The organism is Shewanella sp. SP1S1-7, from assembly GCF_031932105.1.
GTDB classification, from domain to species: domain Bacteria; phylum Pseudomonadota; class Gammaproteobacteria; order Enterobacterales; family Shewanellaceae; genus Shewanella; species Shewanella baltica.
Map to the genome: position 1 here is coordinate 1 of NZ_JAUOEU010000022.1, position 11,906 is coordinate 11,906.

At 45.8% G+C, this 11,906-nt stretch carries 9 protein-coding genes; 3 read left to right on the forward strand and 6 right to left on the reverse strand.

From position 1 onward, the window contains the following. Positions 1–969: 969 nt before the first annotated feature. A complete protein-coding gene (locus Q4Q49_RS15905) occupies positions 970–2,328 on the reverse strand; it encodes a YjiH family protein (RefSeq protein ID WP_311999817.1) in 1,359 nt (452 codons plus the stop codon). Between the two features lie 694 nt (positions 2,329–3,022). On the opposite strand from Q4Q49_RS15905, the gene Q4Q49_RS15910 reads away from it, so the two are divergent. Continuing rightward, positions 3,023–3,751, forward strand: a complete 729-nt coding sequence (locus Q4Q49_RS15910) for a hypothetical protein (RefSeq protein WP_311999818.1) — start codon at positions 3,023–3,025, stop codon at positions 3,749–3,751. A 161-nt stretch (positions 3,752–3,912) separates the two neighbouring features. Here the strand turns inward: Q4Q49_RS15910 and Q4Q49_RS15915 are convergent, their stop codons facing one another. Both Q4Q49_RS15915 and Q4Q49_RS15920 read right to left on the reverse strand, forming a co-directional pair. Further along, positions 3,913–4,806, reverse strand: coding sequence for a U32 family peptidase (locus tag Q4Q49_RS15915; RefSeq protein WP_311999819.1), 894 nt, complete (start codon positions 4,804–4,806; stop codon positions 3,913–3,915). 40 nt (positions 4,807–4,846) lie between these two features. Next, complete coding sequence (locus Q4Q49_RS15920; protein ID WP_259213319.1) at positions 4,847–5,857, reverse strand: peptidase U32 family protein; 1,011 nt, start codon at positions 5,855–5,857, stop codon at positions 4,847–4,849. 137 nt (positions 5,858–5,994) lie between these two features. Here Q4Q49_RS15920 and Q4Q49_RS15925 point away from each other — a divergent pair, with 137 nt between their 5' ends. Continuing rightward, the gene (locus Q4Q49_RS15925) at positions 5,995–6,528 is read left to right on the forward strand and encodes an SCP2 sterol-binding domain-containing protein (RefSeq protein WP_311999820.1); all 534 of its coding nucleotides are present in this window, start codon (positions 5,995–5,997) and stop codon (positions 6,526–6,528) included. A gap of 118 nt (positions 6,529–6,646) precedes the next feature. On the opposite strand, the gene Q4Q49_RS15930 is transcribed toward Q4Q49_RS15925, so the two are convergent. The 3 genes from Q4Q49_RS15930 to yegQ form a co-directional block, all read right to left on the reverse strand. Continuing rightward, positions 6,647–8,536 carry a S8 family peptidase gene (locus Q4Q49_RS15930; protein WP_311999821.1) on the reverse strand — a complete coding sequence of 630 codons (1,890 nt, stop codon included), beginning with the start codon at positions 8,534–8,536 and terminating at the stop codon, positions 6,647–6,649. A 498-nt stretch (positions 8,537–9,034) separates the two neighbouring features. After that, the gene (locus Q4Q49_RS15935; protein ID WP_006082676.1) at positions 9,035–9,286 is read right to left on the reverse strand and encodes a YfhL family 4Fe-4S dicluster ferredoxin; all 252 of its coding nucleotides are present in this window, start codon (positions 9,284–9,286) and stop codon (positions 9,035–9,037) included. A gap of 4 nt (positions 9,287–9,290) precedes the next feature. Further along, entirely contained in the window at positions 9,291–10,658 is a 1,368-nt protein-coding gene (gene yegQ / locus Q4Q49_RS15940; protein WP_311999822.1) for a tRNA 5-hydroxyuridine modification protein YegQ, read from the reverse strand. A 342-nt stretch (positions 10,659–11,000) separates the two neighbouring features. Here yegQ and Q4Q49_RS15945 point away from each other — a divergent pair, with 342 nt between their 5' ends. Continuing rightward, entirely contained in the window at positions 11,001–11,843 is an 843-nt protein-coding gene (locus tag Q4Q49_RS15945; protein WP_106651274.1) for an HDOD domain-containing protein, read from the forward strand. The last annotated feature ends 63 nt before the right edge of the window (positions 11,844–11,906 follow it).

Below are 11,906 nucleotides of genomic sequence, written 5' to 3' on the forward strand. Positions count from 1 at the left end.
ATAATTCATTTAAGGCTATTGATTTAGGAAAAGGCGTCAATGCTATCGGGGTTTGTGAAAAAGAAAATTGTGTTGTATTGCCAATTGATAATGCAAAAGAAGCCAGTTTTATGACCTTATATGAGCTGCGTGATAAGTATAAAATCACTGAATTTTAAGAACTTTTTATATAGGGGAAAGAGAGCGGGCAGCCATAACACTTTTTACAATTAGCACCATTTTTTGGGGCTTTTTGTTGCCTGAAACTGGGCTATTTGTCCAGCAGCTTGGGTAGTCGTGACCAGTAGAAGAGTTCTGTCTTTAACGGCTGTGTGGGCAATCTGTTGCAGTGCCACCATCTGGCGGCACTGGCGCAATTGAGCATTTCTACTGTTCATGAGTGATCACTTCTACTGTTTTGAGCTGCTCAGTCTGCTGCGAGTTTTGACCAAATGAGTTTTTTGAGATTATTCCGCTTAAGTTCTGCAAAGAAAATGAATGGCTTGTTCATCGGGTTTAATACTAACGTTCAATAATCGCCTTACAAATATTAATCCGAAACCAATGAATTAGAGTAAAAAATCTAGCAAGGTTTTGTCCAAAAACGTGCTGTTTATTTCTTTAAAACTTACTGACTACGCCAATGCTAGAAAGGTGAGCCATGGTGATTAGCGAGACGACCGTCCGCCCCATGGACGGGGCGGTCGAGCATCCAAGGACGGACTTGCTGCGTGTCGGTGAGCGAATGCCATGGCTCATCATAAGCCAGCACTTAAAGAATTAAATGACCAAGTTTGATCCTTCAGCAGTGCTATCCAGAAATTCTTAAAGTACTTCTGTACCAAAGTGAGTTGTGTGGTGTCGAGTGGAGATTGTACGATTAAGTCACGCTATATAATCAAATCAGCCAGTTCGTGTATGAGTTAGTGCTAAAAGGGGAGTCAGTTAACCTGACTCCCCTTTTAGCTGAGCTATTGTTGCCGTTAGCTTTTAGAACAATAAATGCGCTACACCCGCGATAACAGGCAGTGTCACTAAGGTACGTAGAATAAACACCACGAAGAGCTCAACAAAGTTGACGGGGATTTTACTGCCGATAAGCAATGCGCCCACTTCGCTCATGTAGATCAACTGAGTCACAGATAGTGCTGCAATTACAAAGCGAGTCATATCCGATTCAATTGAGCTGGCCAGAATTGACGGAATAAACATGTCCGCAAAACCCACCACAATCGTTTTAGAGGCTTCAGTGGCTTCTGGAATATGCAGCAATTCGAGTAATGGAATAAACGGCATACCCAGATAGTTAAAGATAGGCGTGTGCTCGGCAATAATCAGCGCTAGCGTACCAATTGCCATTACCACAGGGATAATGCCAAACACCATATCGACAACGTTTTTAACGCCTTCATTCAAAACGGCTTTGATGCCACCGGCACTGGCGGCTTTTTCTAAGGCCTTATCAAAACCCCAAGAGAAAGCGTTGTGACCCGCGGGGATCAGCTCATCATCTGGCATGCGTGGGGTATCGTCTATGTAGTTGTCTTTCTTCCACGACAGCGGTGGCAACTTAGGTACAATCACAGCCGCCGCAAAACCGGCGAGACACACAGTCAAATAGAAGGGCACAAACATGTGCTCTAACTTAACTTGCGAGATCACGACTAGGCTGAAGGTAATCGATACTGCCGAGAAGGTTGTGCCGATAACCGCCGCTTCTCTTTGAGTATAAAAACGGGCTTCGTATTGTTTGCTGGTCAGCAAAATTCCCACACTGCCATCACCTAGCCATGAGGCCATACAATCAATTGCGCTGCGACCTGGTAGATTGAACACGGGGCGCATGATTTTGGTTAATAGTGTGCCAAACAGTTCGAGCAGACCGAAGTTCAGTAACAGCGGCAACAACATACCCGCAAAGATAAAAACAGAGAACAATACGGGCAGTAAGTCATTTAAGACTAATGCACCAGTGCTTGTGGAGTTAATAGCCTCTGGGCCTAAGCCTAAATAGGTCAGTACGACAAACACTGCACCTATGATCCGTGTGACCAACCATAATGGACTGACATTCAATAAGGCATTAAGGAAGTGATTCTGGGCCACAAACTTAGGCTTAAATGCTTTTGACAGCGAAGAGGCCAGCGCCGTAACCACGATAATTATGGTTACTATAAGGGTTAACACGCCGCTCAATGCGCCTTGCAGTGCTTTAGAGATAATCGCGATAGGAATAGTGATCGCATCGTTGTAACTGATAGGGGTCATAAATAACAACAGACCGATCAGTGAAGGGACGATAAAGGTGAGTATCGTCTTAATGTTTCGATTTTTATTTTCAGTAGCCAATTTTGTACACCTTAAAGTACGAGTCGTACATGGTAAATTTGAATTAATAGCCGCACGTAACACGCTGTTGACGCCAATTAAGGTGCATTTAAATTCAACTCAAAAACGAGAATGGGGAAGATTACTCGCTTAGCTTGTCTATGTAAAACGATTCGCTAGTTAGTTTGATATAAGCAGCAAAACAGCATAGTTATTTTACTTAAGTTGTCGGTGATATTAGGTCGATGCTTTCGGGTGGGTGTAAGTAAAAACTCATTATAAACATGGCGTTAAGTATTCTTGTTTCTGGTGGGTTAATTCTTTGTGTGGTGTTGTAGTTAAAACGATTGAGATGTTGTTTTTGCACGAAAAAACATCAGCAACTTTAGCCTTACAGCCCTATTGGTTGGTTTTTTGTGCGATTTAAGCGGGCTGTCGTGATAACACTTTCTATACGGCGTGGGTAAGCACTGTTTACGAATGCCACGCTTATGTTCAGTCTATTTCGCTGCTCGGCACATTTTTATGCGACAAGCAGTTAAATCTGCTTAGAGATAATAGTGATCCTCCTCAGCATCTTGATGTTTTGGAGGCTGACTAAAAAGTCGCTAATAACGATGAAAGTAAAAATATTATTCATAAAGCGGATACCCGCCGCTTTAAATCTTCTCATTTCCATGTAAGTTAGTATCATTCCTATCCAACTCAAGTATTCATGACTGCAAAAGTAGAGAAGGTTAAGATTAAAGGCGGCTCGACACTGGCCATTAAGTTTGGTTTTCTGGGGATCTTTGGGCTTTTAATCGGTATTGTGATGACTGTTTTAGGATTCGACGATGCCGAATCCCATCGCTTTAATTTTTTAAATCATACCCTAAGCGAATTGGGGACTTATGGTCATTCGTCTTTTGCTGTGCTCCTCAACGGGGGATTGTTTTTTGGCAGCTTAAGTCTCGTCTTTTATTGTTTGTCTTCGTTACAGCAAGTGACGTCTTTTTGGGGATATCCCTTCTTTATCAGTCTGGCATGCACTTTTTTAGCTTTAGCGAGCGTGGGATTATTTCCGGTGAACGTGTATCACTTGCACGTTTTAGGGCTGAAATGGTTTTTCTATCTGGGAAGTTTAAGTGCGATTTTCTACTTAGCTTTAGTTTTTTTCGGCAAGTCTCATTTTGGTCGCTGGACTGGGTTGTTAGCCCTCATTGTGCTGTGCAGCATGATGACGTTTCTGTATGCGCCGCAATTGGATTTAGGTTTGACCGAAGGCGATAGGCCGTTTTATCAGGAGATGGTATTGCAGCTGCCGCGTCCTAGTTTGTGGTGGCCAGCCCTACTGGAATGGATAGGGCTGGGGAGTCTATTGTGCTGGACCACTGTGCTGCTTTTCAGTCAGTTACACTCCAACCAAGATCGAACTAGCCAAGATCGAAATAGTACTGGTTAAACTCATTCCTTAAGTTAACGTCGATGTTGGCTTAAATCTAGATTATGTTTCCCGCTCCGATTCTCACTTAGATTAAGCTCTGGCTCATGTTTAGGCCCAAGCTCAGTTTCTAGCTCAGTCTCATCTTCTGACTCAGACTCTGGCTAAGGCTCTGAGTCAGGCTAGGGATTGGCATGCACAGCAAGGCCTGCTTCTCCAAACCAGTAGCCGTTACACTGGGTTCTCTCTAGGTTCGCATCGCTGCTAATCGCAAAATGTTGAGCATTTTCAGGCGTGTTAATTGCATCGACCAAGGCATTGGCTGTGGTGATGCAGTCAAAACTACTGGGTGATACCCGAAACACATCGATCCCCATCTTTGCCATTGTCGTTATTTCACTGCGTAAATCTAAACAACTGGCGGATTGAGTTTGGATCCCATTGAGCCTGAGCAAAGGCTGCAGCTCTTGGGTTTGCGCGAGTAGCCCTTTGCTGTATTCACGGCACACTGTTTCACAATGATCTTTGGTGAGCTGTTTGTGCCTAGCGGTAAAGCAGCGCGCCGAATGGGCGAGGGGTAAATAGCCGTGGCCGAGCACTTCCACTTCAAATGACGGCTTTTGTTGGATCACTTGGCTAAGCCAAGCTTTTGATAGCTCCACTGGCATCACAAACCTTTGCATCCCAAATCGCTGCAAAATGTCTAAACTAGCGCGATTGTAGTTATTGATACTCGCGCCGCAGACGAAGGGCAACTTATGTTCGTTGGCGAGATAGACCGCCGCCATATCGTTCGCTTCGACCATAAATTCGCCGTTATCGACTTGGCGTTTAAGCTCAGTGTATTCCGATGGTGCTTCGATTAACGCCAGCGTTGAAATCACGACTTCTTTACCCGCCTGCTTGAGCATTTGTGCCAGCTCCAGATAATCGCCCCATTTGAATTCGCGTCTGCGACTGCAGACGGCCTCGCCTAAATACACTAAGGGGATTTGACTAGCGGCGACTTGCTGATAAAAATCAGTGACCTGTTGTTTTTGCCAGCAATACAACAGCGGGCCTAGGGAAATATGCATAGCTTGTCCTTTGTTAATCTGGCGCTTTGTTCATTAACCTTTATTGCCAATCACGCTCGTAGGCGCCAAGTGTAGTGATTTGACCCTCGGAAACTTTTGCAAGGGCTTGTTCCCAATGGGGTTGGTTTGGGCTTGTTGAGTACAGTTCTGGGTTATCCAGATAGGTGTCTATGGCTTGGCGCCAAACTCTCGTGACTTGCTCAACATAGGCAGGGCTGCGTTGACGGCCTTCGATTTTTAGCGACACTATGCCTGCCTTAGCGAGTTCGGGCAGTAGGCTTAAGGTATTTAAACTGGTTGGTGATTCGAGCAAATACTGCGGCGAATCTTGATCTTCCGTGATGTAACGGCCTTTACATACCACGGGATAACCCATCTGTTCATCGAGGGCTGATTTATCAATCAATACATCGTTGAGCAGCGTTAATCTGTTCTGTCCTTCTTCCTGCCAGCGCACGTGTTTTGCCGGTGAACAAGAGCCGCCCGTGTTGGGCGATTGACCCGTCACATAGGATGACAGCTGGCAACGCCCTTCGGCCATGATGCATAGACTGCCGAAGGCGAACACTTCTAAATCCACTGGGCTGACTTTGGCAAGGTCACGCACTTGTTTCATGGATAACACCCGTGGTAACACGACTCGGGCGATGTTAAAAGCTTCTTTATAAAAGCTGAGCGCGCCCAGATTGGTCGCACTGGCTTGCACCGACAAATGCAGCGGCAAGTGTGGGTAATGTTGATGGGCATAATCGAGCAAAGAAAGATCGGCGACAATTAACGCATCGATACCCAGCTTAGCTGCGAGATCGATGGCTTGATACCAACGGTGTTCTTCGCCCGGTTTTGGAAAGGTATTTAAGGTTAAGAAGATTTTCTTGCCGTGTTTTTGCGTGAGCTCAGTGGCTTCTTGCAACTTTGCGGGGGTGAAGTTTAATCCTGCAAACGAGCGCGCGTTGGTGTCGTCTTTTAGTCCTAGATACACAGCGTCGGCTCCGGCATGCAATGCCGACTTTAGCGAGGCCAGATTTCCTGCTGGACACAACAGCTCCATAGTGATGCTCCCGATAAAATGATAGCCGCTGAGTGTAGGTAAGATTGAATGGCGATGAATTGATTTAAAACAGGTTTAAGATCATAAAATCCCGATAAACTGGGATATATATGTTTTATTCTTGTAGGGTTCCCGCCATGTCCGCTGTTTTTTCCGCAAAAATCGCTCAGCAACTTTTAGAATTCACCCCAAAAGCCATCGGCTTTCCCCTCGCTAAGATGCCCTTTAGCCTTAAAGCGAAAGCCATCAGCCAATTACTTGGGCTGTTACTCGCCGAACAAGCGGCAGACGATGAACTCGGATTTTTGACTGATAAATGGGTCGCGATTCAAGTGGAAGACTTAAACCTGGCCTTTGAGGTGAGTTTTAATGGCAAGTGGCAAGTCAGAGCGTTAACCGATGCGCAGGTGACCTTTAGTGCCAACTCAGCCGAACTCATACTCGTGGCAGCAGCAAAGGAAGACCCTGACACGCTATTCTTTCAGCGTAAGTTAAGTATTGAAGGCGATACAGAATTAGGGCTCGAAGTGAAAAACCTGCTGCTCAGCATCGAATTTGCCAGTATGCCGACCCCAATTCGCCTCAGCATTGCAAAACTCGCCGCTGTGATTGAGCGTCTGCAAATCGAAGCAAAACCAACAGTTATCCTCGCTAAGTCTCCAAGTTATTAATCAAGTGATTAATGCCATTTCGCGAGATTGGCTTCTGAATAAACCACTAAAAAGCCCACTAAGTTGTTACCTTTGTGGGCTTAAGTGTGAGTCAAAACTGACTGAGCTGATTTACTCGCTAGTAGCTTGCACTCAGTTGAACGCCCGAGTAATTAGCATAACCACGTAACATCACATGGTAAGTTCCCGCTTGAGTCACGGTGATTGAACAGCTTTCATTGTTACCGTTTTTATAGGGACGACAATCATAGCTGGTGGTCGTTGGGACAGTCCCTGCTTTGACATACAGATCCACGTCTCCAGTCCCGCCACTGGTGGTAATATTGAGTTGGCTATTGGCAGGTACGACGATTTTATACAGGGCTTCAGTTCCCGTTGCTCCGCTTAAATTCGTGACAGGTACGCCATTGGTTAAGCAGTTCGCATCGGTACAATTTCCGCCGCCATTAAGGTTATAGCTGGCGGTAAGCTGGGCGTTAGCATAATTGTTATAGCCTTGGACCATCACATACCAACGACCCGCCGCAGGCGCGGTAAAATTACAGCTCTCATTGTTACCATTTTGATATGGGCGGCATTGATAGCTGGTTGTCGTCGGTTTTTGCCCTTGGCTGACATAAATATCCGCATCGCCAGAGCCCCCTGCGAGGTTGATGCCTAAACTGGCCGCATTTGCGGGGACATCAATGTAGTAATAAGTTGCTGAACCTGTGGCTCCACTGATCGCGATACCCAGATTATTTTGCAGCGGAGTTTCGTCAACGGGGCAATTATTACCACAGCCACCATCATCGCTTGCAAGTGAAAACAGTAACTTATTCGGTGAGCCTGTCTTAGCATCTGTGACTTTGCCCGAAGTGGCGCGCGTCGCGAGTAAGTTCGTCACCTGTGCGGGTGAGAGGTTAGGATTTTCATCTAAGTATAATGCTGCGACGCCTGCCACATGGGGGGAAGCCATTGAAGTGCCACTAATGGTATTGGTCGCCGAATTTGAGGTATACCAAGAGGAAGTGATGCTCGAACCGGGCGCATAGATATCAAGGCAAGTCCCGTAGTTAGAAAAACTCGAGCGGGAATCGTTACTGGTGGTTGAACCGACAGTGATGGCATCTGCGGCACGAGCTGGGGAGTAATTACAGGCATTACTATTGTCATTGCCGGCTGCGACGACGAAGGTGATCCCTGCGGCAACAGCGGCATTGACGGCATCATCCGTGGCTTGGGAGGCGCCGCCCCCTAAACTCATGTTCGCGACAGCGGGGCCAGAAGCATTGTTTTTCACCCAGTTTATCCCTGCAATCACGCCAGAGTTACTGCCAGAACCTGAACAGTTGAGCACTCTGACACCCACCACATTGACGTTTTTCGCGACACCGTAGGTTGAGCCGCCAATCGTCCCTGCCACATGGGTACCATGACCGTTACAGTCAGTCGCATCGTAATCATTATCGATAAAGTCATAGCCACTGCTTGCGCGGCCGCCAAACTCATTGTGTGTATTAAGCACCCCAGTATCAATAACAAAGGCGGTCACACCAGATCCATCGTAATCCGTGTGGTAGTTGTTATCCAATGGCAAGTTGCGTTGATCGATTCTGTCTATGCCCCAGGTCGGACTCGGTTGGTCCGCATTGGCTTCCATCATGGGCGTTACTGACATCACTTGATCTTGTTCTACGTACTTCACTTTTGGATCTTTAAGCAGTGCTTTAACTTGTTGGGCACTGGCATTGATGAGTACACCGTTGAGCACATTGCCAAAGTTTTTCATCACTCTGACATCATATTGATTGACTAAACTCTCGGCTTGTTGAACCGCGAATTCAGCTATGGTGTTGTTATTACTTAGATTAAGAACACTTGGGGTATTGAATACAACGATATAAGTATCTTTGATGGCCTTAGATTGTGGGACACTTACCATAGTCGCTTGGTATTCATTAGCGTTAACAGGGAAGTAAGCAAGTCCAGTTGCGACTGCGACTGCTATTAAATGTTTCTTATGCATGTTGAACTCCATTTTCTTTTTATGTCTCCACAGACTTCGAGACATAATCCAATGTAGAAGGTATTTTCAACCTGCCCAGTTTAATGCTTAAGGCTTACCTCATTCACAATATCAAAATGTAACACTTGATTTACAATTTGGGCCTGAGTGAATTTTTACTGGAATGATTTTTTAGTTGTACAAATAAGCGTCAAAATAATAACTCTCAGTCTATTAAAGTAACAACGTTTGTAAAAGTAGTGATTTATCAAGCGACATTATGTCTTGAACTATAAATTGCGAAGAATGGATAAATACCGTCTGTTCGTTTTTTGACAGGCAGAACTAAATCAAAGTCAGTCTAAAGTAGTGTTTTTAGTAAACCAGGAATGAATGCTCGGATTTATGCGCTTAAATAGTTTTGCATACTGTTTATATGCATGTCTGTTGCATTGTTTTAGGCGGGGATGAGGGCGGATTTGACCGAGAGGTTAGATTACCACTCGGTCTGGGATGTGATTAAGCTTTTTGCGTTAGCACGGCAAATTTCACTAACAGCTCGTCGTTGGATTCGACGCGGTTTGGATCTGGGTCGATGCAATCAATTGGGCAGACAGACACGCAAGTCGGTTTGTCGTAATGCCCCACACATTCGGTGCAGCGGTCGGGATCGATTTCATAGATCTCTTCGCCCATAGTGATGGCCTGATTAGGACACTCAGGCTCACACATGTCGCAGTTGATGCAGCTATCGTCGATCAGTAATGCCATGACCTTAACCTAGTTCATGTGGGTTGCGCGTATCCTGACCTTGGGGCAGGTTACGCAGCAAAATACCGTGGCTCAAATCGACTTCTTTGGGCACGGGCAGATACACAGTGTGCCCAGAACCTAAGCCCGCTGCAACCGCTTCTGACTTGCGATTCTCGAGTTGTTCAATCGTCAGACTGATATTGCCCTGCGGCGTCATCAGCTCGACACTGTCGCCAACGGAAAATTTGTTCTTCACTTCGATTTCGGCCAATCCCGCAAGGTTACGTTTACCCGTTAGTTCACCCACAAATTGTTGGGTGTCACTGACTGAGTAGCCATAGTCATAATTTTGGTATTCATCATGCACATGGCGACGCAAAAAGCCTTCGGTATAACCACGGTGGGCTAGGCCTTCTAATTGATTCATTAGGCTGCGGTCGAAATCTTTACCCGATGAAGCATCTTCAATCGCGCGGCGATACAACTGTGCTGTGCGGGCGACGTAATAGAAAGACTTAGTGCGGCCTTCAATTTTAAGTGAGTCTATGCCCATTTGGGTTAGGCGCTCAACGTGTTGAATCGCACGTAAGTCCTTAGAGTTCATGATATAAGTACCATGCTCATCTTCAAAGGCTGGCATGTATTCGCCGGGACGATTGGCTTCCTGTAGTAGGTAGATTTGATCCGTGGGCGCACCCGCACCTAAAGTTGTCGGCGTTTCGATTTGTACTGCATTAGGCATGGCAATGATGTCGCCGCTGTCGTTTTGCTGCGCTTCATGTACGTCGTATTTCCAGCGACAAGCATTGGTGCAGGTGCCTTGGTTTGGATCGCGTTTATTGATATAACCCGAGAGTAAACAACGGCCTGAATACGCCATACACAGGGCGCCATGAACAAATACTTCGAGTTCTATATCTGGGCAGCGTTGACGAATTTCTTCGATTTCATCTAAGGATAATTCGCGCGACAGGATCACGCGCTTGATGCCTTGGGTTTGCCAAAACTTGACCGAGGCCCAGTTGATAGCATTTGCCTGTACGGATAAATGCACCACTTGATCGGGAAACGCTTCACGTACCATCATGATTAAACCCGGATCGGACATGATCAGCGCGTCTGGCTTCATCGCCACTACGGGTTCCATGTCCTTGATATAGGTTTTCAGCTTGGCATTGTGGGGCGCTATGTTGCTTACAACATAAAGTTTTTTACCCAGCGCATGGGCTTCTTGTATGCCTGTGGCAAGGTTTTCCATTTTGAAGTCATTGTTACGTACCCTTAGGCTATATCTCGGCTGACCGGCATACACGGCATCTGCGCCATAGGCAAAGGCGTAGCGCATGTTTTTCAGGGTTCCAGCTGGAGACAGCAGCTCAGGTTTAAACATAATCACTCTCAAATTAGTTAATAAAATCGATGAATAAATGACGCAGTGCGCGGGGGCGGGATTTTACACAATGAAAGTAGGGTTATGCAAATTGCCCTTACTAACTTTAGTGGTACTTCACATTTTACGAATATAGCGAGTTTAGCTTTGATCAAGCCGCGAGAAATATTTTAGCTCTGGTGATGATTGATGCAGAAGATTACGGCCGATAATTAAGCCAAAATTGATAACGCAATCATACAATTTATTAACGTCAGTTGCTTTTTTCTACGTATTGAATGACGGTCAGCTGATATACTCCAACTATCCAATGTTCATGTTTACAGATTGATGGGAGCTAAGATGTCTACCGAACATCTACTGTTAGTCAGTTTATTAAAAAAACTAAAAGATGATGCCTTAGTGCTACCGACATTGCCTGAAGTGGCGATGCGGGTGCAAGAAGTGGTCGGACGCTCAGATGCTAGCCTTAAACAAGTGGCAGAAGTAATCGGCCAAGATGCGGCGATTTCTGCCCGTATTATTAAGGTGGCCAATAGTGCCTTATACAGCCGAGGCGTCCCCGCTGAAAGCATTAACAGTGCGGTTTCTCGCATTGGGTTAATTCAAATTAAAAGCATTGCAACGTCAGTGGCAATGGAGCAATTGTTCATTTCCACCAATGAAATGGTGTGGGAAGTGATGGATGAAGTATGGCGTACCTCAATTGATGTGACCGCCGCCGCTTGTTCCATGTTGCAGATGTATAACAAACGTCATTCAAGTAGTCGATTAAATTTCGACACCTTAACCTTAGCTGGACTCGTGCATAACATTGGCGCCTTGCCAGTATTGACGGAAGCCGAGGCTAATCCACATTTATTTACCAGCATTGATCAATTGCGCGCGCTCGTTCGTAAAATGCAGGGACCATTAGGCCGTGCTGTGTTAAAGAGCTGGGATTTTTCTACCGAAGTGATGGAAGTGGTAGAGCGCTGGGCCGATTTACCTTATCTGCCCGATCACGTCACCTATCTCGACTTTATCCGTGCAGCGGCCTTCTATACCGGTGAATTACGTGCAGGCACTGAGTTAGAACAACGTCTTGGTGTGTTTGTCGCCCGCGGGTTACCCGTGACAACCGATGATTTAGCCAGTGATGAGTTTATGGAAAAATTCCATTCAATTAGAGAAAGTTACCAATAATCGTTAGGCCTAAATGGAACTTAAATGGCACGTGAATACTGAATAGCAGTGCCATTTGATAAT

Coding starts and splice junctions, on each gene's coding strand:
- Q4Q49_RS15910 (WP_311999818.1), top strand. CDS start 3,023: ATGACTGCAAAAGTAGAGAAGGTTAAGATTAAAGGCGGCTCGACACTG.
- Q4Q49_RS15915 (WP_311999819.1), bottom strand. CDS start 4,806: ATGCATATTTCCCTAGGCCCGCTGTTGTATTGCTGGCAAAAACAACAG.
- Q4Q49_RS15920 (WP_259213319.1), bottom strand. CDS start 5,857: ATGGAGCTGTTGTGTCCAGCAGGAAATCTGGCCTCGCTAAAGTCGGCA.
- Q4Q49_RS15925 (WP_311999820.1), top strand. CDS start 5,995: ATGTCCGCTGTTTTTTCCGCAAAAATCGCTCAGCAACTTTTAGAATTC.
- Q4Q49_RS15930 (WP_311999821.1), bottom strand. CDS start 8,536: ATGCATAAGAAACATTTAATAGCAGTCGCAGTCGCAACTGGACTTGCT.
- Q4Q49_RS15935 (WP_006082676.1), bottom strand. CDS start 9,286: ATGGCATTACTGATCGACGATAGCTGCATCAACTGCGACATGTGTGAG.
- yegQ (WP_311999822.1), bottom strand. CDS start 10,658: ATGTTTAAACCTGAGCTGCTGTCTCCAGCTGGAACCCTGAAAAACATG.
- Q4Q49_RS15945 (WP_106651274.1), top strand. CDS start 11,001: ATGTCTACCGAACATCTACTGTTAGTCAGTTTATTAAAAAAACTAAAA.